Annotated in this window: 16 protein-coding genes; 6 read left to right on the plus strand and 10 right to left on the minus strand. The window is 31.4% G+C overall.

Annotation, left to right across the window (positions count from 1 at the left end; translation table 11 throughout):
- Positions 1 to 31: 31 nt before the first annotated feature.
- From nadE to ACE193_RS10805, 3 genes are all read right to left on the minus strand, one after another.
- Complete coding sequence (gene nadE, locus ACE193_RS10795) at positions 32 to 2,041, minus strand: NAD(+) synthase (protein WP_375562981.1); 2,010 nt, start codon at positions 2,039 to 2,041, stop codon at positions 32 to 34.
- A 151-nt stretch (positions 2,042 to 2,192) separates the two neighbouring features.
- Positions 2,193 to 2,582, minus strand: coding sequence for a hypothetical protein (locus tag ACE193_RS10800; protein ID WP_375562982.1), 390 nt, complete (start codon positions 2,580 to 2,582; stop codon positions 2,193 to 2,195).
- Between the two features lie 213 nt (positions 2,583 to 2,795).
- On the minus strand, positions 2,796 to 3,866 hold the full coding sequence (locus ACE193_RS10805; RefSeq protein ID WP_375562983.1) for an alanine racemase: 1,071 nt from the start codon (positions 3,864 to 3,866) through the stop codon (positions 2,796 to 2,798).
- A 354-nt stretch (positions 3,867 to 4,220) separates the two neighbouring features.
- Here ACE193_RS10805 and ACE193_RS10810 point away from each other — a divergent pair, with 354 nt between their 5' ends.
- Both ACE193_RS10810 and ACE193_RS10815 read left to right on the plus strand, forming a co-directional pair.
- On the plus strand, positions 4,221 to 5,477 hold the full coding sequence (locus ACE193_RS10810) for a chromate transporter (RefSeq protein WP_375562984.1): 1,257 nt from the start codon (positions 4,221 to 4,223) through the stop codon (positions 5,475 to 5,477).
- A 124-nt stretch (positions 5,478 to 5,601) separates the two neighbouring features.
- Positions 5,602 to 11,466 carry an AAA family ATPase gene (locus ACE193_RS10815; protein WP_375562985.1) on the plus strand — a complete coding sequence of 1,955 codons (5,865 nt, stop codon included), beginning with the start codon at positions 5,602 to 5,604 and terminating at the stop codon, positions 11,464 to 11,466.
- A 116-nt stretch (positions 11,467 to 11,582) separates the two neighbouring features.
- Here the strand turns inward: ACE193_RS10815 and ACE193_RS10820 are convergent, their stop codons facing one another.
- Positions 11,583 to 13,256, minus strand: a complete 1,674-nt coding sequence (locus ACE193_RS10820) for a pseudouridine synthase (protein ID WP_375562986.1) — start codon at positions 13,254 to 13,256, stop codon at positions 11,583 to 11,585.
- Positions 13,257 to 13,321: 65 nt separating this feature from the next.
- Positions 13,322 to 14,236, minus strand: a complete 915-nt coding sequence (locus ACE193_RS10825) for a glutaminase (RefSeq protein ID WP_375562987.1) — start codon at positions 14,234 to 14,236, stop codon at positions 13,322 to 13,324.
- A 421-nt stretch (positions 14,237 to 14,657) separates the two neighbouring features.
- Between ACE193_RS10825 and gdhA the strand changes: the two genes are divergently transcribed.
- Positions 14,658 to 16,025 (plus strand): NADP-specific glutamate dehydrogenase, encoded by a 1,368-nt coding sequence (gdhA, locus tag ACE193_RS10830; protein WP_375562988.1) that lies wholly within the window; start codon positions 14,658 to 14,660, stop codon positions 16,023 to 16,025.
- Positions 16,026 to 16,101: 76 nt separating this feature from the next.
- Here gdhA and ACE193_RS10835 read toward each other — a convergent pair whose 3' ends face one another.
- The 5 genes from ACE193_RS10835 to ACE193_RS10855 form a co-directional block, all read right to left on the minus strand.
- A complete protein-coding gene (locus ACE193_RS10835; RefSeq protein ID WP_375562989.1) occupies positions 16,102 to 16,794 on the minus strand; it encodes a DUF6304 family protein in 693 nt (230 codons plus the stop codon).
- 35 nt (positions 16,795 to 16,829) lie between these two features.
- On the minus strand, positions 16,830 to 17,642 hold the full coding sequence (locus ACE193_RS10840; protein WP_375562990.1) for a sterol desaturase family protein: 813 nt from the start codon (positions 17,640 to 17,642) through the stop codon (positions 16,830 to 16,832).
- A 2-nt stretch (positions 17,643 to 17,644) separates the two neighbouring features.
- Entirely contained in the window at positions 17,645 to 18,061 is a 417-nt protein-coding gene (locus ACE193_RS10845) for a hypothetical protein (RefSeq protein WP_375562991.1), read from the minus strand.
- A 69-nt stretch (positions 18,062 to 18,130) separates the two neighbouring features.
- Complete coding sequence (locus tag ACE193_RS10850) at positions 18,131 to 18,748, minus strand: hypothetical protein (protein ID WP_375562992.1); 618 nt, start codon at positions 18,746 to 18,748, stop codon at positions 18,131 to 18,133.
- 6 nt (positions 18,749 to 18,754) lie between these two features.
- Positions 18,755 to 19,771 (minus strand): PorP/SprF family type IX secretion system membrane protein, encoded by a 1,017-nt coding sequence (locus tag ACE193_RS10855; protein WP_375562993.1) that lies wholly within the window; start codon positions 19,769 to 19,771, stop codon positions 18,755 to 18,757.
- Between the two features lie 198 nt (positions 19,772 to 19,969).
- On the opposite strand from ACE193_RS10855, the gene mutY reads away from it, so the two are divergent.
- The 3 genes from mutY (at position 19,970) to gldE (ending at position 23,139) form a co-directional block, all read left to right on the plus strand.
- The gene (gene mutY, locus ACE193_RS10860) at positions 19,970 to 21,121 is read left to right on the plus strand and encodes an A/G-specific adenine glycosylase (RefSeq protein WP_375562994.1); all 1,152 of its coding nucleotides are present in this window, start codon (positions 19,970 to 19,972) and stop codon (positions 21,119 to 21,121) included.
- 114 nt (positions 21,122 to 21,235) lie between these two features.
- Complete coding sequence (locus tag ACE193_RS10865) at positions 21,236 to 21,718, plus strand: single-stranded DNA-binding protein (RefSeq protein WP_375562995.1); 483 nt, start codon at positions 21,236 to 21,238, stop codon at positions 21,716 to 21,718.
- 23 nt (positions 21,719 to 21,741) lie between these two features.
- Positions 21,742 to 23,139 (plus strand): gliding motility-associated protein GldE, encoded by a 1,398-nt coding sequence (gldE, locus tag ACE193_RS10870; protein ID WP_375562996.1) that lies wholly within the window; start codon positions 21,742 to 21,744, stop codon positions 23,137 to 23,139.
- Positions 23,140 to 23,150 lie beyond the last annotated feature (11 nt).

Genomic DNA, 23,150 nt, shown 5'->3' on the forward strand with positions numbered 1-23,150 from the left:
TCGCTTAAAGCAAACCGTTTGTTTAGATTTCCTATAACTGCTCCAATTCATACTCAAAACCACTAGACAAAATAGGAAAACGACACCATGTTTTTGGGTCAAGATTTTTATCGTCTAAATGGAAAGAAGGCGCATAACGCTCACGTTTCCATTGATTTCTACTCCATAATCTAAAGAATTTGATTGTCCATTCTTTAAGTTGTTTTTCATCGTATTGTTTGAACATTAATTTTAATAATTTCAAGCAATCAGCAGGCGATTTTTTATCACGGATTGCAGCCTCTTCTATTGCATCCAGCAAATCATACGGCATCAAATCATCTTCATCGGTTTGTTTGTTTTCAGAAGGACGAAGTTCGGCAGTCGGTTGTTGTACATTGACAGAGTTGAGAGCTTCAATTTTGAAATAAGAAGATTCAGAATCAGTAATCCAAGTCAAAACTCCTTTCGTTTCTAGCCATTTCAACCAATTTCTTAGGAAAAATTTATCAATTCCTGCAATCGGACTTAGTCCACCACTTGTATCTCCGTCCATTGTTGCATAACCAACGGCAGCTTCCGAACGGTTGCTCGTAGAGAGTAAAAGGGCATTATAAATATTTGCAATCATCCAAACAGAAGGCGCACGAACCCTCGCTTGAATATTTTGTAACGCAATATCATCAGTTTGCCAAGTCAGTTTTCTGTCTAATCCCTTCTCAATAATTTTATGATATTCTTTCACAACTTCGTTGATATTGAAAGTATAATGAGTAGCATTTAAAGATTTAGCTAATTTTCCTGCTGCATTTTCCGTTGTATCCGAACTATTTTCTGTGGGTTGATAAGCTGTAAGTAATAATTTTTCAGCAATCTGATCAACTGTATTTAGATTTTGAATGGCAGAAATATAATAGAGTTTTTTCTTAAATTCTTCTAAGCCAATATTTTCTATTCCTAATTTTATCAACAAATACACACAACACGCAACGGCTGCTGAATCAGCTCCTCCAGAAAGCGAAACTACAAAACCATTCGAACGGCTTTTTCGAAGATAATCAAAAAGTCCTAATGCTAAAGCTCGTGTAAATTCTTCTTCTTGGATAGAATCACTATACTCCCATTTTGATTCACTTGGGTCGTAGGGTTCTGGGTCTATGTTTGGAAAATCGTAATCTATCGTAATTTTATTTTCTTGACTATTGGGCAAATCAAAATTCATACTTGCCTGTGATTGTGCAATTCGATTAGCATTAATATCAATAACTGCACTTGTAACCAAGACATCATGAAAACTCAAACGCTGACCAATATTTGCAATTTCTCCAGCCGATGCAATCATTGTTCCTCCATCATAGATAGCTCTTCCCGATTCATTTCCTAAGAGATTTGCATACAAATACGCCACACCAAAAGCACGAGAACCCTCCAAAACAAAACGCTTTCTGACATTAATTTTATTGAAAGCAAAATGAGAAGCTGATGGATTCATAATTACGTCAATGCCATAATTTGACAAGGCTCTCCCTGGACGATGAGCCACCCACGCATCTTCACAAATCTCAAAACCAATTTTTATTCCTCCTACCTCATAATAAATATCTCCAAAAAGATAGCTTTCTGTTTCTTTTGTTTGTGGATTTTGAATAGTCAAATTAATATGTTTGTCAGCTACCCAAGGTGTAAACCAACGAGGTTCGTAATGAATGCCATTTCCTGCCAAAAATCGTTTTGCTACAAAACCAGCAATTTTTCCATCTACCAAAAGCGCACAAGCATTGAAAGTACGATTCTGATACATCATGGGAAGACCAACACAAGTAATAATTCCTTTTGTATGGGGCAAAACTTCATACAAAACACGAATAGACTGCTCCAAAACATTGGGTGAATAAAACATGTCCTCACAGCCATAACCAGAAATACAGAGTTCGGGCAGACAAAGCACACTTACATTTTTTGCCTTCGCTTCTTGAATGGCTTGCAGAATATTTCTTTTGTTGCGTTCCCAGTGCATTGGGGTTTGGTTTACGACGGCACAGGCTACTTTTAGTAATTTCATAAAGGGATTTTTTAATTTGTATTTCTGGTTCAAGCGTCGACGCTTGAACCAGTCAAAAACAGCAATTTTTGTAGATAAATCAGGTTAGTGTCAAATGTACAATTTCTATTGTTTTGATTAACGGAATTTTTTGGAAATGGTTTTGATTTGGTTAATTTCTAGTTATTTTTTTACGACTCGAACCTTCCCAAATTTGTTCTAAAGAATAGGTTTTTAGTTCTGATTTGGGATATACTCCGTCATATGAGCATATTTCCATAAAATCTATTATTCCGTTTGTGAAAAATAAATGAACATCTGCACCAATTTCTAATTCATCCGATTTTATTTCAACTCCACTTAGTATCAACTTATCTTCTGTAACTTTATGTTTTTCTATTCCTTCATCATAAACAAAACCTATAAAAACACCTACTCCAGTATATTCATAATGGTTTTCTGTTAAATATTCTAGTTGTAATCTTGCTTTTATTTCATTTTCTCCTTCGTCTTCATCTAAAAGTAAGTCTAAAATATTGTAAACGAATTGTGATTGTATCATAAGAGTTTTTTAATTGAATGTACAAAAAAATCCTTATCCAACTAAAAAATTGAATAAGGATTTTCTAAAGTAACATGAAATATCAAGTTTTATAAGGTTGTTTATATACTTTGATTATATTTTTAGAGGAGATAAATAATTTGTATTTTTTTAGTCTCTTGGATTCAACTCATAAACGCAATTTTATTAAACCTTTCACAAATAAATACTATTTTACTCCACAATCTTTTCCACATAGTTTGAATTCATGAGTGAAAGTGCCCCCATGTATTTGAGTGTAAAAACGACCACATCGCCAATTTTATAATCATTAGGATTTGTTTTTAAATCAATGACAAGCATGTCCGAACTAGCTCCTACCAGTTCGATAGTTTCATCTTTCGGAATCAAAAACTCTGGACGAATATCTAAAAGCCCCACATCAATAATACAACGATATGACATTTTCCCATAATCTTCTTCATTGATTTGGAACATTTCACCACTTGGATTTTCTGCCAAAACTCCTGTCGGAATCAAAGGTTTTTTAGTAATTTCTACAATTTCAGCAAAAAACTCTAGTACATCGGTTTCCATTCCATCGATATATCCATTTGTAAAAATATCATTTCCCCAATAAAGAGCCTCTCCAATTCGGAAATGATTTACTCCCTTTGGAAGTTGTTTTCTCAAAAGTAAAGGAAGAGTTACGGTTGTTCCTGCTGATACCCAAGGAATTTCTCTACCAAAGGTTAGTTCAATTATTTTTTTATAAAGAGAAAGTTGAATGAGTTTGTCTTCTGAAGGCAAAACGCCGTGCAAACAGTTTAAGTTTGTACCCAAACCAATAACACGAATATTTGGAAGTTTGAAGATTTGAGCATAAAACTCTACTACATCATCAGGCATTACTCCTTCACGAAGGTCGCCCATTTCTATCATAATAATAATTTTGTGTAGTTTGTCTTGTCGTTGTGCTTCTTTCGAAAGCATTTCTATTGTGTCCAACTCTGTATTCAAACTAACATCAGCATACGAAATAATATCTTTTATGCTTCGTTTGGCAGCAGGTTTTATATAAACAGTTTGAATATCAGACTTTAATTCTTTTAGTTTTTTGAGGTTGCTAATCCGTGAATCGTGTACTTCTACTACACCTAAATTGACTATTTCTTGAAGATATTTTTCTGTTCCACAGAATAGTTTTGTTACGACACCCCATTCTACTCCTTCTTCTTTGAATAGTTTATTCAAAAATGCGTGATTGTGTTCTAACTTTTTCTTGTAAAGTTTTAAGTAAGCCATAATTTGTTTTTTTGTACTAAATTATGAATGATTATAAAATGAATTTTTCATAATTATCATAATTTTTCAATACGAAATAAAATACATTCACTTTTCTTTCAGTACATATTTTAATCGTTTTACCAAAACTAAACAAAAAGTAGGCTATATTGTTTTTATGGGTCATTTTGTCATGAATGTGTTGTATATAATAAAGTTTTCTAATCTATTTTGAATCGATAGAAAGATATGCTTTTTACTAGATTAGGAAGTCTATTATATTTGTATTTTTAAAATTCTAAATCAAAAGCTGTATTTTTGTCAAAAGTTAGTTTTGATTATTTTTTATGAATGTGTTTTCAAACGTAGCTGAACGTGAAAAAATTACGCAATTATATTTTTTTGAGAGATATTCTACTGCTTGCTCTGACTGCTTTTGGAGGGCCTCAAGCACATATAGCTATGTTTTTGGATATTTTGGTGGTAAAAAGAGCTTATTTAACAGAAGCAGAACTGATTGAACTCAATGCTCTTTGTCAGATTCTGCCTGGTCCTACTTCTACTCAAACTTTGATGGCTGTTGGTTATAAAAGAGGAGGAACATTTCTTGCCTTTTGGACGCTTTTAGTTTGGATTTTGCCTGCTACAATCTTAATGTCTGCTGCTGCGATTGGACTAGCATATATTCAAAAACAACAAATTTCTTTAGATTTTACTCGCTTTATTCAACCTATGGCGATTGGTTTTGTGTCTTTTGCTGCGTTGCGTATTTCTCGTAAAGTAGTCAAGACAAAGACAGCTTTTATACTGATGGTTTTGGCAGGAATTGCTTCTTATTTTTATCGAACGCCTTGGGTTTTTCCTTTGATTTTGATTGCTGGAGGAGTAGTAACAGCATTGAAATTTGATAAAGAAGAAAAGGAAGAAAAACAAAAATTTGATATTCGGTGGCGTTTTTTGATTTTATATGGTGGTGTTTTTATTGGTGTGGCTATTTTGGGAAATGCTACTAAAGGTGTTTTGCTTCTTATTTTTGAAAATTTTTATAGAAATGGAAGTCTTATTTTTGGTGGTGGACAGGTTTTGATACCAATTCTTTATACCGAATTTGTAACCTTCAAACAATTCTTAACGGCTGACGAATTTTTATCTGGTTATGCACTCGTTCAAGCTGTTCCAGGTCCTGTGTTTTCATTTGCTGCTTTTGTGGGTGCACTGACGATGTACAAGCGTCTTTCTTGGTTACAGACTTCTTTTTTGGCTTCTTCTGGATATTTTGGGTCTTTTTTTAGTGGTGCTTTTGGAGGAATTTTGGGTGGAGTATTAGGTGGAATACTCGGAGGTTTTACAGCTTCAATAGCTGTTTTTTTACCTGGAATGTTTCTGATTTTCTTTGTAATTCGTTTTTGGGAGCAGCTCAAAAAATACCGTCCTATAAAAGCATCTTTGGAAGGAATAAATGGAGCAAGTGCAGGTTTGGTCATTGCAGGAGCATTTTTGCTTTTAGAACCTATTGAAAAATCGCCTATTAATATTGGCATAATGATTACTACTTTTTTGATTCTTCAATTCACTAAAATTCCTGCTCCTTTTTTGATTTTGATAGGACTTTTGATTGGATTTGTTTTTTGAGGAGATTGGAGAAGTTATATTAATACAATTTTTATACATTACTTATCTTACTCTTTTTAAGAAATAATTATTTATATTTAGTAGATAAAGTGTAATTTCTTTTTTTACTAAAATTTCTATTCATATGGATGAAGAGAAAATATCAGCTGCTGGAGAAAGAGCAGCAATCGGAGGTTATTTACCTCAATTTAACGAGTTTGCTTCATTTGTCTATATAAATATAGTAAATAGACAATTGGAGTGGATAAAAGTAGCAGACCCAGAAGCAGAAAAGCTTGATGATATACAATATTCAACTTTCTCAGAAATTCATGCATATCAAGTAAAGTGGACTATTAATAAGGAAAAAATATCTTATAAGGGTTTTGTAGAATTAATGCCTTTACTTATTTCTAGTTGGAAAAAAATAAAGAACAATAATCTTGGTAAAAAAGTAGTGCCTCATTTACTAACAAATAAACAACTTTCTTCTAACGACAAAGTAGGCAAAGGTTTAGGCTCTTTCGATAGCTTTATTGATGAAGTTTGGAATAAATTAAAAATAGATAAAAAAATAGATAATAAATGGAATCCAGTAGTTAAAGAATTGAAGAAGAATTTGAATATAAGTGATTCCGAATTTGTAGAGTTTGTTCGTTGTTTTGAATTTCAACCAAATCATAAACAAAAAGGATTTAATATAAAGAGTGCTAGACATGATAAAGAACATGATGATCTTCAAAGATTAAGTAGTTTTCTTATTGAAAGTGTAGCTAGTCCTGATAGACCCGTTCGTTTTACTAGAAAGCAAATAATTGAAAACCTAGGTTGGGCTGATAGGTTTCGAACTACCTTCAATCATGAATTAATTATTGAGAGAAAAAAATACCAACCCATCAACTCAACTATTGATTCAATGAATTCAAGTTTATCACAATTTGAAAGTGGGTATTTGTTCTTAGTGGGAAGTCCAGGGTCAGGTAAATCAACTTTACTAAACCAATGGTCTAAAGATTTAGAAATTCCTTTTGTTAAGTATTATGCCTTTGATTTTGTAAACCCTTCTTCTACACACAACTTTTATGAAAGAGGAAATTCTGTTAGTCTATTTTTTGATTTAGTTATTCAGATACAAAGCCTGTCTATATGCAGTATTGATGTTCTGCCTTACAAAGAGATTGTTTTTTTAAAAAACACATTTGCGAAGCAACTTATAGAGCTAAGTAATCATTATAAAAAAACAGGAGAAAAAGTAGTAATTATAATTGATGGATTAGACCATGTTCCTAGAGAGTATAAAGATGTTATCCATAGTTTTTTGAGGGAACTTCCATTATCCTCAGAGCTTCCAAAAGGTATCTTTATTATTTTGGGTAGTCAATCTTATGACCTCGTAGATATACCATTAGAAATACAGAAAGAAGCTAAAAATGATAATAGAAAGATTAAAATATCTCCTTTTACCAAACAAGAAGTATATAACTACATTGATAATTTTGATTTTTGCAGAAGTCTTGAGCAATCACAGAAACTAGATATATTTCATAAATCACAAGGACATCCATTATACTTATCTGTAATTTTAGACCAAATAGAAACAACAAATTTACCTTCGTTAATAGATTCATTTTCAATAGTAAATAGTGATATTGATAATTATTATGAGAAAATATGGAAACCAATTGAACAGAACGAAAAGCTAATAGAATTAATAGGTTTAGTTACAAGAGTTAATGGACTGATAAATTTAGCATTTATTGAAGAGTGGAATTTCGAACGTGAAATAATTAGACTATTTATGAAGCAAGTTGTACCTCTGTTTAGTAAAACAGAGAACTTCTTGTCATTTTTTCATAATTCATTTAAGCAATTTTTACTAAATAAAACGGCATTAAATTATTTTGAAGAAAAGTTTGACCCTAAGTTAGATAAAATATATCATGCTAGATTAGCACAGTTCTATAAAGAATCTAAAGTAGAGAAGTATTGGAAACAAAATTACCATTTGTTTGAAGCAAAGAAATATAACAACTTCTTAAAAGAAGCAAATCCAGAGAAACTTCTTGATAATATTATAGATTTTAGACCTTTAGAAGAAGTAAAACAAGAGATTCGTTTAGCAATAAAAATTTCTAAGGTAGATAGAAATATAAGTTTATTAATACGTTGCCTACTTTTTCTCACAGAAGTTGAAAGAAGAGATTATTACCTTAGTAATATTTCGTTTATAGAAGAGTTTCTCAAACTGGGGAATATTGACCTAGCAAAAGAACATTTAAGGTCTGGCACTAAACTCTATGTAGATGAGAAAAATGCTATGATGTTAGTACAATTATTTTTAGACTATCATTATACTTCTGAAGCTAATCTTTTTTTTAATCTAGCTTATCCCAAATATATTCATTATAAAAGTATAATAATTAAAGAATCTGACAGATACAGAGAAGCACAAGAACATTTAATTGAATGGGGAAAAGTAGTATCTCATTTTCTTGATATAGATTCTATTATAGAAATCAGTAGAAATACTATTTTTCAAGGGGAGATTTTTGATAGTCATTATGAAGAAAAAAAAGAATACATTATTTTCAACCTTTTATATCAAGCTATAGATGAATGTTTGTTTATCAAAAACAACGATAAAGCAGTTTGCTATTTATCAAAAATGAAAAATGAAGTTGAACATACAACATCTATAAATAAAATATACATTGCTAGTGTAGTGTATAGAGTAACAAAGAACGAAAAAGAAGCCTTATCGTGGATAAAAGACGTAAAACAACCTTCAACTGTAGATGGAAAAAACATTAGATATATGCAGTCGTTTTCTGAATTCCACCCTTTGATAATCTATAATAGAGTATTAAATAAATGTGGCAATAGAGTAGAAATTACAGAGGCGATTCCTTCTGTTGAGAAAGATAGTGATGAAGAAGTTATAGTTGAGTTTGAACGAATGATTTGTTTAATGGTACAGTTAGAATCAAAAGAACTTTCTGATGAAACTAAGAGCAATATCATAAGAAGAATCATTCCTGTTGTTCGTTTTTATTACAAAGATTTATCACATAGAAATCAACATTGGAACAATATAAAGCGAGTACAAGAAGAATATTTTACTTTTTTTATAAAAAGCATAGTATCTAAACTTGAAATTGAGCAAATAGAAGAGGTTGCTAATTTTATATTCAAAGAATTTGTAGATACTCCAGAGCATTGGATTATGAATACTAAACGTATAATAATTAGCTCATTAGTAGATATAGGTTACAATAAAGAAGAGGCTAGAAAACAATTAGAGTTCATAGAACCATCTATGAGAGAAGATTATGAAATAGTGGATAGAGTACAAGATTTCAAAAGTCAAGCAAAGGCGTATTTTGACATTAAAGAATACGAAAGAGGAAAGTTTTGGCTCAAAGAAGTATTGAAAAACTCAATAGGAGTTGGCTATAAAAAAGATTATCAGTTTAGTAACTGGATTGACTGGCTAAAAAAGATAAATAAAAAGCAACCTTTATCTGCTATTGGAAGAATAAAATGGTTTTTATCTCATTTGGAATACATAAAAAATACCACAAGGGGAAGAGCTTACTGGAATGCTTCAAAAGAACTACTAGAAACTACATACGAACTTAATTTTTATGCTGGATTCATTCAATCAAAATGGCAACTAGAAAAGGGCTTAGTCAGCTTTGAAGATTCTATTGAGCTATTTATAGAATATTATATAAAACAAATCAAAAATAGAGAAGAATTTGTAAGTATTCTAAAACTATACAAAACTCTATATTTTTCTATCGTAGAACATCCATACTCTCTTCTTCTTGAACAAATATTAAATAAGGGATATGAACTTTTTGGAAATAAGTTTATTGAAAAGTATTTGTCAGATATTATTCTAAAAATAAATACTAAAGTCTTTGAAAAAGATAGAAATAGATTATTGTCTATTATAAATGATTTTCTGTCTTCAAACGAGATTAACTCAGAAAATTATTATTCTAAGTTAGAACTTGAAGAAGAAAGTCAAAACAGTTATCCTAGCAACTTGACATTAAAAAATGATGATGAAATAACAGAGAAAGAGCTTTTTGAAAGGATAACAAGCTATGAAGAATTTAAAGAAATAATAATACAAGAACAAAATACCTCACATTTTAACTGGTTGCCTTTTATAAAAAAAATATCTTCTACAATTACATTACCACAGTTAGAAGAAATAGTAAAACTAGTAAAAGGCAAAAATAAAGAAGCTGAATTATATTGTGAATTGAGTCAAATAGCCTTACAACTTAACAATAAACAGTTAGCAACAGATTTAGCTAACACAAGCCTAAATTTATCTGAAAGTTCAGGCTGGATAAAATACTATGACGGAGGAACAAGAATAAATGCCTTCAAGGCATTGAAAAATATAGATGCAAATTTGCATGAGGAAAAAGCATTTGATGTATTTTCAAATGACATCTTAAATAGTAGTTATTCAGCATCATATAGCGAATATCTTGAAGAGATAATTCCTTTGCTAGATGATAACTACAATGTAGAAGAGGTTTGGAATGAAATAAATGATTATTTGAAGAGATTGATGATAAATAGTAATCCTATAACTGATTTACCAAACATAGAAGTTACATCAAAGCCAATATTAAATACACTTGTTGATTACATAAATTATTTTTTAAACCATCCTGTTTTGGTAATACAAGAACAAACAAGAATGCTTATATCAGATTATATTACTCAAAATAATGAATATGCCTTAAGCAAAGTAATTGATAACCAAATAGATAACTATGCAACCATAGATATTTTGATGTATCTAGCTGAAAAAGAATCTAAGCAACTCTACAAACTAAAGGATAACCTTTTTAAATTCTCTCTCTCAAAAGACTACCATATACGAAAAAATGCAAGAAACCTACTGCTGCAAATAGGAGAAGCTGCTCACACAAATCAAAGTATTGACTTACAAATACCATTTACTTTTTTTGATAAAAGTAACGAGGAGGTGGAAAACTTGCTTAGAGTATTTCATCCTCTTATAAATACTTTGTCTTATCTAACAGGTATTTATGAGGATGATATATATGAAAAAGTTTATTCAATAATGAAAGAGATTGAAAACCTTAATGAGTGGACAGAAGAACATCTAGAAGAACTGAATTACCAATTAAAAGAAGTTAATCTTGGTTATTCTCATCTAAAACCAGTAGTAATTACAGCTAGAAAAGCCATAATGTATGTTGTTAGCGAACTTATTGATAGTGGGCATTTAGATGAAAGTCGAAATAAAGAGATTTTTCAAACTTACGACTACTCTGTTGATATTTCTCCTGTAATTAGTAAGCCTTCTTTTATACAAACTCTTAGAGAAGGCAATTTTGGTGGAGTAAATAAAAATTGGCTTGATAGAATAAATCAGTCTCCAAGACTTGCTGAATCTTTACAGAAGTTCAATAATATGAAAGTTATTGGAGAGTACACTATGGTAAAAAACTTAGATTGGGGAACACCAACAGAAGAGTATATTTCCTGTATTTCAACTAGTGAAGATGAAAACGATAGTTATTTTATATTTGGTTTGTTATTCCAATCTTTCACAGAAGATTACTACAAAATACAAGAAGAGGAGAATCATATAGTAATTATTAGAGATCATCTTTTTGAGAGACAACTTAATGTAAAATCTCGGTGGATTGCTATTAACCCAATGATTGCAAAAAAACTAGGATGGAAACCATGTAAATCAAAACTATTTGCCTGGCAAAATGCAGAAGGAGAGATAATGACTGAATCTATTTATTGGTCAAATGGAAATAGTATAATGCGTCCTCGTAAAGATGGAGAAACTGGAGAAGGTTGGTTTGTTATTGTTTCAGAAAAGGCTTGGATACAGATTAAGAGTTTGCAGAAAGGATTATTTATTCAGAAGAAACTAACAAGATTGCTTTACAAAAATCCTACTCTTGATAAAAGGCAAGTTTTTAGTGTAAGAGCTATTTGAGTTGTAGAAAAGCCTACTCATTCAGATAAAAATGTAACTATTTCAGATTTGAATTTATATAATATGAATTTGAGATTAGGAATAGGCTTTTTTTAGAAATACACAACAACAACTATCTAAAATTCAGTTTCCACAAAAAAATTAACTCGCTCTTTTGTTTTAGGATGTGTAAATTCTAAATATTCAGCATGAAGGTGCAAACGGTTTGTTTTTTTTCCATACAAATCATCGCCTATTATGGGAGCATTTAATCCGTTTTGGTGTGCTGCATGAACTCTCAACTGATGTGTTCTGCCTGTAATTGGATAAAAATGAATACGAGTTTTTCCTTCTTTGATTTCTAAGACTTCATATTTTGTTTGTGCTATTTTTCCATGTTCATAGCAAACTAATTGATGAGGGCGATTATTCAAATCTACACGCAAAGGCAAATCTATTACTCCTTTTTTTTCCTTCAAAATTCCATCTAATAAAGCAACATACCTTTTATTTACGGTTCGTTTGATAAACTGACTTTGCAGATGATGATAAGTTTCTTTGTCTTTTGCCACCAAAAGCAAACCAGATGTACTTTGGTCTAAACGATGAACTAACATTGAGTTTGGATGCTTTTTTTGCATCCTTGTCTGAACTGAATCTTTAATATTTCGCCCAGGAACAGAGAGAAATTCAGCAGGTTTATTTATCAATAAAAGATAATCATCTTCATAAACTGTTTCTAAAACTTTTCCTTGAGCAGGATTTGTTAGCATTGGATTTTCTTCTACTTTTAATCCTTCCAACATAAAACCCAAAATAGGCTCACATTTGTTGCGACACGAAGGATAAAATTCTCTATGTTTTCTGATTTCAGATTTGGGAGATTGTCCCCACCAAAACTCACCCAAAGCTATTGGTTTGAGATTATTTTTATAGGCATAATGCAAGAGTTTGGGAGCTGCACACTCTCCAGCACCAGCAGGAGGGGCAATTTCTAATTCTTTGCTAAAAATCGTCTGAAGACTTTTATAACTTCCTTTTGCATTCAGAAATTTATATTTATCAAACAGACGCTGTTGCAAATTATTACTTCGTTTTTTTCTTTCATTTTTGAGTGCTGCTATTTTATCAGTAAAAATTCTAAGTTGTTTTTGAGAAGTTTCTAAACGCTCTTCCCAGTCTTTTTTGAGCTTTTTAAAAAAATATTGTTGTTTGAGACTTTCCTCTTTTAATTCTTCCTTCAAAATTTCAAAATCAGTTTCAGACAATTTTGACGAAGCTGCATTTCTTTTTATTTTTCGTTCTCTTTTTTGCTCTCGTAGTTCTTTTTTAGATTCTTCTAATTCGGTATTGGCAAGTTGAATTTCTGTTTCAACCTGTTGCTTTATTTTTTTAAATTCTTGATTACTTTCTAACTCTTCTATTTCTCTATTTAGATGATTCAAAATTTCTTCTTCTTTTTTGAAAAAACCATCTTTTTTTAGCATATCATAAACAGGAGGAACAAAATAAGAATGGTCATTGCTATCAGCCAATTTGCCCGAATAAGCAGCCAAAAAGCCAAGTTTATTTTCCTCATTTTTCACTACCAAAACGCCAAACATTTTTCCAATTATTAAACCTTTATCAGTTGAGTTTAGACCAAAATTATGTTTCCAATCTTTTTGATTGATTAAATATTCTTGTACTTGTTTGGCAGCTAGTTTTACAATCGGATGAGCTTGATAATAAAAAGGAAATGTAAAACGGCTAGGTAGTTCTATTCCTACAATAGATTCTTTGAAAGGAGTAAAACGAGTTTTGTTTGTCATTAGAAGAGAGTGAAGTTTATTGGTTTTTTTGCAAAAATAGAAAAATAGTCGTTTTGAGTCTCAACTCAAAAGATTGATAACTCTGATTTTGTAGTAAATTCTTCAAGAAAACGCATTCCTTTATAAGAATTCCCTTTTTTATTTAGTTTTGGACTCCAAACAGCAATCGTATATTGATTTGGATGTACAGCTATAATTCCTCCTCCAACGCCACTTTTTCCAGGTAATCCAACCTTAAAAGCAAATTCTCCAGATTCATCATAAAAACCACAAGTTTGCATGAGTGCATTTATTCTTTTCGCTTGACTTTTGTTGAGTATCAAAAGATTATCAACTATTCTACACCCATTATTTGCCAAAAATAGAAATGCTTCTGAAAGTTCTTTACAGTTCATTTCCAAGGAGCAAAGGTCAAAATAAAAATCAAGAACATCAGAAGGTTCATTTTCAATATTTCCAAAGGATTTAATAAAATTACATAAGGCTACATTTCTAAATCCTATTGCTTTTTCTGATGCAGCCACTTCACTTGAGTAATTTAGTTCTGCATTATTAGAAAGACTTCTAACAAAAGCTAAAAAATCTTCTTTTGGATTTTCTAAATTACTAAGAAGAATATCAGAAATAACGATTGCACCAGCATTTATAAATGGATTTCTAGGTATTCCATTATCTACTTCTAATTGAACAAGCGAATTAAATGGATTTCCAGATGGCTCAACACCCAGTCTTTTCCATATTTTTTCACCCACTATTCTATAAGCCAAGGCAAGTGATAATACTTTTGCAATACTTTGAATAGAAAATTTATCAGACCAATTTCCAATTCCAAAACTCATTTGGTCAATCGTTGATATATGTATTCCAAAATTTTGAGCATTTACATTTGCTAATTCAGGAATATAAGAGGCTAGTTCTCCTTTATTTTCTGCAATTTTTATTTTTTGATATGTTTCTTCAATTATTTCTTTAAAATTCACTTCTAACGATTTTTTTAGTAAAATTCAATATGTGTTTTGCAATGTTGATGCAAGATAGATAAGTCTAATTTAACAATACAAATACTCTTTTTTAGGAGTTACAAAATTATGAAATTGGCAGATTAAATACTTGTCTTTAAGACAGTAAAATAGAATATAAGTAACTGAGCAAAATAAAACATATCTAAAAAAGAATTAGAAAATGGAAATTTAAACTGTCAAGACACCTTTGAGGTGTCAGACAGATTTTATTAACCTATAGATAATTTTGCCCAGTTACTTAGGTAAAACAATTAAAAATGTCCAAAGTTAGATGTGTTTGCTACATCCTTTCACTCAAAATTGTTTGTTTCACAATTAAAATGAGTAGATTAAGCCGTTATTTCAAATTGATTGATAAAACAAAACACACCAAACAATTATGTCTAAAAATAATCATAACACACAAATAAAGGGTTTTATAGAATCTGTAAAAGCAAAACAAGCTCATGAAGGCGAGTTTTTGCAAGCTGTTGAAGAAGTTGCAGAGTTTATTATTCCTTTCATAGAAGAAAATCCAAAGTACAAAAAAGCAAAACTCTTAGAACGTATGGTAGAGCCTGAAAGGGCTATTTTATTTCGTGTTCCTTGGCTAGATGATAAAAATGAAATTCAAATCAATAAAGGTTTTCGAGTGCAGTTCAATTCTGCTTTAGGACCTTATAAAGGAGGTGTTCGTTTTCATCCAAGTGTAAACTTATCTATTCTAAAATTTTTAGGCTTTGAACAGATTTTCAAAAACTCTCTTACTGGATTGCCTTTAGGTGGTGGAAAAGGAGGTTCTGATTTTGACCCAAAAGGAAAAAGTGATGAAGAGGTAATGCGTTTTTGTCAGAGTTTTGTAACCGAACTTTTTAGACATATTGGAGGAGAAACTGACGTACCTGCTGGAGACATTGGTGTAGGAGCAAGAGAAGTAGGTTATATGTTTGGTCAGTATAAACGACTAGCAAATGAATTTACAGGAACATTTACAGGAAAAGGCATAAAATGGGGAGGTTCACTTCTAAGAACAGAAGCAACAGGTTACGGACTTCTGTATTTTGTAAAAGAAATGATGGAACACAAAAAAGACTCTTTAGAGAATAAGACAGTTGTTATTTCGGGTTCTGGGAATGTAGCGCAATATGCCTGTGAAAAAGCGATGGAACTGGGTGCAAAAGTAGTTACTTTTTCAGATTCTGATGGGTATGTTTATGATGAAGAAGGAATTACAACAGAAAAACTAGAGTTTGTAAAAGAACTCAAAAATGAAAAAAGAGGTAGAATAAAAGAATATGCAAAGAAATATCCGTCTGCAAAATTCCATAAAGACAAACGTCCGTGGGATGTAAAATGTGATATTGCACTTCCTTGTGCTACTCAAAATGAATTAGAAGAAAAAGGTGCAAAAGCTCTTGTAAAAAATGGCTGTATGTTAGTTGCAGAAGGTGCAAATATGCCAACTACTTCGGAAGCAATAGATATTTTTGCTAAAAACGATGTCCTTTATGCCCCTGGTAAGGCTTCAAATGCTGGTGGTGTGGCTACTTCTGGACTGGAAATGACACAAAATTCACTTCGCTTATCTTGGACAAAAGAACGAGTAGATGAAGAATTGAAAGCAATTATGAAAAAAATACATGAGCAATGTGTAGAGTATGGAAAAGAAGAAAAAAAGAAGGAAAAGAAAGTAAATTATCTCAAAGGAGCTAATATTGCAGGTTTTGTTCGTGTAGCTGATGCGATGATTGAACAAGGTGTAGTATAATTTGATTTACATTTTTACTATAAAAAACGAATTGTTGTTTTATGCTGCAATTCGTTTTTTATTTCTTGTATTCCATTTACTCTACCCAACTTTTGTATGACCAATTATGCTTTTTTGGAAAACGATGGTCTAGACAATCAAATGTTTCTTGTACATTGAATATTTTTTGTTTTTCTTCATCTTTGGTAAATTCTTTATCAAAGCAATGCAGCAAACTAGATTTATCAACTATTTTATCTACTTGATGAGCTAATTTTTTGAAACAATACAATCCACCAAACATTCCATTTCCTATTGGATGATAATTTGAAAACTTACAACTAAGACAAGTTTTGATTTTGGTATTTTGTGGTAATAAACTCTGAATTTCTAGCAGTGCATCTTCAAAAGAATCGTAGTTTTTTTTGTTTTTGAAATCCCCAAAACCAGTTTTGAGTTCTAAGAAAACGTTTGTACCTTTTTCATTTCCTGTACTAATTTGTGCAATCATTTCCTCCATTTGTGGATTATGTTCGATGGCAAGTTGAATTTGAAATTTTACTTTCATTTCAAAATTAGTAAGGATTTTTGAGCCGTCTTGACATTTTTCCCATTCAAATTTATCATTTTTTTGATTATCAAATTCTGATATTTCAAGTGTTTCGAAGCATTGTCCTTCAAAACGAGTATCTCGCAATTTTATATGTAATGTACTTCCCAAAGTGGTTATTTTAGCTTTCTCTTCTCCAAATTTGTCTTTGTAAATAATTGGATAACTTAGTAAGTTCATCGTTTTTTTTTTATTGAGAATGAATAATTACAAAACTATACTTTGTTTTTTGTAGTCTTATTATCTATAAACTGCCAAATTCTTTTTGGTAAAATTGGTTGAAGAAGCTGTCCTAAATAAGTGGTTGGAAACTTTTCTTCAATTCCATATTCTTTTGGTTCTGTTGGCGGACAGGTATATGTTCCAAAAATTACGTCCATCAAAGGTGATATATTTGCATAATTTCCTCTATCTCTTTCCTTATCGTGATGCCAATGATGTAACTCTGGCGAACCAATTATTACTTTTAACATTCCGATAGAAAGTCTAACATTCGAATGAATATAAATTGCCCAAACTCCTCTAAAAGCAACTACAACAGCTAGAGTTTCCAAGTTAAAGCCCAAAAGCAATGCAGGCAAATTTATTATTCCTACTGTATAAATTGAATCAATGGGATGTTCTCTGTGTGCAGCCAGCCAATCTAACGTTTCGGTTGTGTGATGCACCTTATGAAAACGCCAAAGGAAATCAAATTGGTGTTGAAATCTATGTCCCCAATAAATCAGTAAATCACTTAAAATTAAAACTTCAAGTGATTGTAACCAAATTGGTTGTGCAGCTATTATTTCTCTAAATTGAAAAGAAATAGTTTCATCAATCCATACTCCAAAATAACTCAATACCTTCAAAACTAATCCACTCCATAAAAGGTATTGACCAACAAAATAACACAAATCTAAAAACCATTTGGGTCTAAATATCTTTTGATTTGGTTTGGCAGGAAATACTTTTTCCATTGGAATAAATACCAATGCTAAGAAAATCAAACTTGCTCCTGTTGCTAACAGAATATTCAAAAAACTCATCTTTAATTTTTGTTTTTCTTCTTTTCAGTTTTTTTTTCTTTCTTCAAACTATCAACCTCAAATAACTTTGGGTCTATTATTCGTCCTGATTTTGAGCTATACATTAAGTGTTTTTGTTTCTCTGTTAAATTGACTTTACTAGAATCTGTTTTGATTGTATCTTCATCAAATTTAATATCATCAATGAGTATCATTGATTTTGAAGATGAAAACATTCGTATATCTAAAGTATCAGCTTTTATAAATGTAGAATCTTGAGTTGTTTGTGTTACTGTTCCTCCATTTGGACTAGTCAATAAGTTTTCTGTATTGTTATAAATAAAATTATCAAAAGAACCATTTCTATACAATAGAAAAGCCGTTAGTAAAATAACAAAATTTACTAATGCAAACCCTTTAAATATAAATGACTTATTCATGTTTTTTAATTTACCTGACTTTTCCTAATCAATAATACTTCTCAATATAGAAAAAAGATTCATTTTTAATCAATCCCTTTCCCATTTTCGCCTCTTAATGTCTTCTTGTTTGATAATTTTCCAGTTATTCTCCTTTGCCATTCTGAAAAGTCGTTTTCGTAATTTTCTAAGATAAAATATTTCTCTACTCGTTTTCCTATAACTATAATGTTTCAAAATATCTAATTGAGCCAAAATATCATACGTCGCTGCACCACATCGCATACAAAAAAAAGCATAATCATAAGGCGCATGACCTATATAAGCAGACACAATACTATCAAAAGTTTCTTTTTGCTGAATGCTTATTGGAATGTAAATAATTGCTAGTTGAACACTATCTGGATGTTCTCCAAAGATGGCATAAAAACTAGGAACAGAGTGAATAGCGTAAGTACTATGTTTGTCTTTTTTGTTTGCAAACCAATGAAAACTCTCTCTACTTGGAAGAAAATTCAAAACTTTATCTTCCCCTACTTCAATGCCAACATGTCCTCCCAAGATTCCACCAAACCATTTTTGCTCTGTACTTTTATCACTTTTCAATAGTTTTGAGCCATATAAAAAATGAACTTTTAATAGTGTTGTGTCTTGAGAATAGCTTAGAAAGGATATAAAACAAAAAATTAGCGTTAGAATTTGTTTCATATAAATTTACCTAAAATTAATCGGACATTTTACTTCTTCTCTTCCTCGTGCCGAACGTCTTAAATCATATTTTGGCATGTAAATAAGGCTAATCTCATAACTTCCTCCCACACCAACAAGCGAAGCCAATGCAAAATCATAACTTACTCCGAATTGCCAATTTTCTACTTTTATACCACTCACTAAAGCAAGTGAAGAAGAAGGCAAAAGCTGTGTTCCACTACGAGTAGGCAAACCACGATACCAAGCACCTGCATACAAAAAATCCCATTCCCAATTCAGACCTGCATCTACCTGCAAAAATGGATTTTGATATTGAATAATTCCAGAAGGAACAAGTGTATGCTCATCGTTCAAAGCAATTCTATATCCTGCTTGCCCTGTCATTCGGATATTAAGTTGGTCTTGAATAATTGAAACTGAAATGTCTGGTTTTAAAAGATGATAAGCTGCAAATCCAATCCACATTTTAGAATTATAAGCCACAAATCCAGTTCCGAAATCAGGATAACGAAGTGTATAATTTCCATATTCTTCGGCTGTTATATTTCCACTCAACATCGCATCTTCGAAGCGCAAACCATCCATTCCCTGACTGCGTTGCCCATAGCTAAGTTGTCCTGCCATAGAAAGTTGCCAGTCATTTTGAAACTGAACTCTATAAGAATAAATAGCAGCTACTTCCAAATTATTTGCGTTCAAAGAACCTACTCTATCTTGTTTTATCCAACCTCCTAAAGCACCTCTTCCTGTTCCCAAATTATAATCAAATCCTCCAAAAAAAGACTGAATACCACCATTTACACCATACCATTGTTGGCGATACAAAACAGATGCTCTCCAATGTGGAACTGTTCCTGCCCAAGCTGGATTGACTGTCATGGGCGCACTCCAAATCTGTGTAAAACGACTATCCTGTGCCAAAACAGAACTAGAGAGAATATAAAAAAGTGATATTATACAAAAACACAGAACATAACTAACTGGATTTACTTTATTCATTTCAAAATTTAATTTTATCATTTTTATACTGTTTCTTAGTATTTAGCTAGAAGAATTATAAAAAGAACGCTCAAAATCATGATTTATTCACAAATTTATTGATTTCTAATTACTTTTTATCAAAATCTATAAACATTGTGTTGTTCTACAACTTGAATATGTATTACTAATTTAATTTTTCTGACTTCTCAAATCTAACTTCTGACTTTATTTTTTCAAATGACCAAAAATTCCTTTTTCGCTCAAAAAATCATTGATTGGTATCATCAAAACAAACGAGATTTACCGTGGCGTGATACCCAAAACCCATATAAAATTTGGCTTTCTGAAATTATTCTTCAACAAACAAGAGTAGCACAAGGAACACCTTACTATGAAAAATTTATTGAAAACTTTCCAACCGTTCAGCAGCTTGCAGCAGCAGACGAACAAACTGTTTTACGACTCTGGCAAGGCTTAGGTTATTATTCAAGAGCAAGAAACTTACATGCAGCAGCAAAATATATTTCAGAAGACTTAAACGGAGTTTTTCCAAGCAATTATTTAGATATAAAAAAATTGAAAGGTGTAGGAGATTATACAGCAGCAGCTATTTCTTCCTTTGCTTTTGACGAAGTGCAAGCTGTAGTGGATGGAAATGTATATCGTGTTTTGGCTCGTTTTTTTGGAATAGAAAAAGATATTACTTCAACAGAAGGCAAAAAAGAGTTTAGAGAATTAGCACAAAAATTAATTGATAAAAAACAGCCTGCTATTTATAATCAGTCCATCATGGAATTCGGTGCGTTACAATGTGTTCCCAAAAACCCAAATTGTAAAACCTGTCCATTACAAAAAAAGTGTACTGCTTTTGAGAATAATTTAATCGAAAAACTTCCCATAAAAGGAAAGAAAAACGTTTTAAAAGACCGTTTTATGCACTATTTTGTTTTTATACATGAAACAAATTCAGAAAAAAAAGTATTAGTTAAGCAAAGACAAGAAGGTGATATTTGGCAAGGATTAAATGACTTTTTTGTAATAGAATTTCTAAATAAAGACAAAAAGAATTTTGAACCAATAAAAGAATTAGAAATTCATTTAAAAGAAGATAACTTTGATTTTGATGGAATAAAAAACTCAGAGCAAAAACCAAAATCTATCAAATCTACTCATGAATCTATCATCTTCAAACATCAACTTTCTCATCGAACCTTGTATGCTAAATTCTATACTATAGAAATAAAAGACCCAAAAGAACAAATAGCATTTTGGAATAAATTAAAGAAAAAATATAATTTAGAAGAAAAAAATTGGCAAAACTTAGATAAAATCCCAAAACCAGTACTTATTAGTAAATATCTTGACTATTTAAGCTCGCATCTTTTCTAAGTATATTATTTTTTCGTATTTTTACGCTATATTATCAAATCAATATTTTTCAAAAAGGACGAAGTAAACCAAACTAATTTTTACATTCAATTTTATTAAAATAATCCTAAAATTATGGCAGGAGTAAATAAAGTAATCTTATTAGGAAATCTTGGGCAAGACCCAGAAATTCGTACCTTAGAAAATGGAACAAAATTAGCTACCGTTTCTATTGCGACTAGCGAAAACTATAAAGACCAATCGGGAGAGTGGCAAGAAAAAACAGAATGGCATCGCCTAACGATGTGGCGTTGGACTGCTGAAAAAGCAGAAAAACTTAAAAAAGGAGATAGAATTTATGTAGAAGGCAAACTGACTACTCGTTCTTGGGAACAAGACGGAATCAAAAGATATGTTACCGAAGTAGTAGTTAATGATTTGCAATTTGCAACAAAAGCAACTGATTCTAATTATAGTGGAGGTGTTCCGATGCCAACAGAAAATCCTTATGGAGGAAGTTCTAATGCTTCTTCATCTTCAAATTCTTCTTCTCAGAATACAGAAGTGGCAAGTGAGTTGAGTGGTTCTAGCAATCCTGAAGACGATCTTCCTTTCTAATCTAAAACTTAATTTTTACGACATTGAACGAGAGCGACAGTTTTAGTTGGAATATCATATCCATTTTAGACAACTTTTATAATTTAGATGTTCTTTTGCAAATAAACAGCATACAGGCTTCTAGTTTGGCGATGTATGGCTTCGAACTCTTTATTATACTTATTTTATTGCTGCTTTCGGGACTGATTTCAGGTTCGGAAGTAGCCTTTTTTTCTCTTACCACACAGCAATTAGAAGAATGTAAAGACAGCAAAAAATTAGTAGATAAAAAACTCTTAGAACTTCTCAGCAAACAAAAATTACTCTTAGCCACTATTTTATTATTAAATAATCTAGTAAATATTGCTATTGTAATTGCTTCTACCTACATGATGTGGCAGATTTTTGGGCGTGAAGAAGAAGGAATTGTAGTCGTTATCTTGACAGCTATTGTTACGGCAGCTATTGTATTTTTTGGAGAAGTCGTTCCTAAAGTTATTGCTCGTCAGCGTTCACTTTTATTTTCTAGAAGTGTTGCTCGTCCAATGGCTTTTGCAATTACTATTTTTCAACCTGCTGCTTGGATACTTGCTTTTATGGGAGAAAGATTAGAAAAAAGTGTCAAAAAAGGACAAAATCAAACTCCTATTTCGGTAGAACAACTCAATAAAGCCTTAGAGCTTACCACCAACAACGAAGCAGCTAAAGAGGCCAGACAAATTTTGAGAGGAGTAATTAATTTTGGTCAAATCAATGCCAAACAAATTATGACTTCTCGTACAGAAATCACAGCCGTAGAATATTCGACTTCTTATGATAATCTTTTAGAAACAATCAAAGAAAGTGGTTATTCAAGAATTCCGATTTATAAGGAAAAAATGGATGATATTATCGGGCTGCTTTATGCAAAAGACTTGTTGGCTCACTTGAGAAAAGGAACTGATTTTGAATGGCAAAAATTGATTAGAGAAAATGTTTTTTATGTTCCTGAAACCAAAAAAATAGACGACCTTTTTCAAGATTTTCAGACCAAACATATTCACATGGCAATCGTAGTGGATGAATATGGGGGTACTTCTGGACTTGTTACTTTAGAAGATGTCATCGAAGAAATTGTAGGAGAAATAAATGATGAATTTGATGATGAAGAAGAGCGTTTGTTTATCCGTACAGCAGAAGATGAATATATTTTTGAAGGAAAAACACTGTTGAGTGATTTTGTAAAAGAATTCGAATTACATGGAAGTCATTTTGATACTGTAAAAGGAGAAAGTGAATCTATTGGTGGATTGATGCTAGAACTTTTTTCAAAAATGCCTATGCGAGGAGAAACAAAAGAATTTCCTCCCTTTGAATTTGTTATAGAATCGGCTGATAGAAAGCGAGTAAAGAAAGTAAAAGTCCGAATTTTACAACGCCACGACCAAAAAGAAGAAGAGTAACAATTAGAATG

Origin of the sequence: Bernardetia aquimarina (genome assembly GCF_042180575.1) — a bacterium.
Lineage (GTDB): Bacteria > Bacteroidota > Bacteroidia > Cytophagales > Bernardetiaceae > Bernardetia.

Bases quoted from the DNA above. Each gene is read 5' to 3' on its own strand.
- ACE193_RS10850 (WP_375562992.1), bottom strand. From the start codon at position 18,748: ATGAAACAAATTCTAACGCTAATTTTTTGTTTTATATCCTTTCTAAGC.
- gdhA (WP_375562988.1), top strand. From the start codon at position 14,658: ATGTCTAAAAATAATCATAACACACAAATAAAGGGTTTTATAGAATCT.
- mutY (WP_375562994.1), top strand. From the start codon at position 19,970: ATGACCAAAAATTCCTTTTTCGCTCAAAAAATCATTGATTGGTATCAT.
- ACE193_RS10815 (WP_375562985.1), top strand. From the start codon at position 5,602: ATGGATGAAGAGAAAATATCAGCTGCTGGAGAAAGAGCAGCAATCGGA.
- ACE193_RS10855 (WP_375562993.1), bottom strand. From the start codon at position 19,771: ATGATAAAATTAAATTTTGAAATGAATAAAGTAAATCCAGTTAGTTAT.
- ACE193_RS10840 (WP_375562990.1), bottom strand. From the start codon at position 17,642: ATGAGTTTTTTGAATATTCTGTTAGCAACAGGAGCAAGTTTGATTTTC.
- ACE193_RS10800 (WP_375562982.1), bottom strand. From the start codon at position 2,582: ATGATACAATCACAATTCGTTTACAATATTTTAGACTTACTTTTAGAT.
- ACE193_RS10865 (WP_375562995.1), top strand. From the start codon at position 21,236: ATGGCAGGAGTAAATAAAGTAATCTTATTAGGAAATCTTGGGCAAGAC.
- ACE193_RS10835 (WP_375562989.1), bottom strand. From the start codon at position 16,794: ATGAACTTACTAAGTTATCCAATTATTTACAAAGACAAATTTGGAGAA.
- ACE193_RS10805 (WP_375562983.1), bottom strand. From the start codon at position 3,866: ATGGCTTACTTAAAACTTTACAAGAAAAAGTTAGAACACAATCACGCA.
- ACE193_RS10820 (WP_375562986.1), bottom strand. From the start codon at position 13,256: ATGACAAACAAAACTCGTTTTACTCCTTTCAAAGAATCTATTGTAGGA.
- ACE193_RS10845 (WP_375562991.1), bottom strand. From the start codon at position 18,061: ATGAATAAGTCATTTATATTTAAAGGGTTTGCATTAGTAAATTTTGTT.
- nadE (WP_375562981.1), bottom strand. From the start codon at position 2,041: ATGAAATTACTAAAAGTAGCCTGTGCCGTCGTAAACCAAACCCCAATG.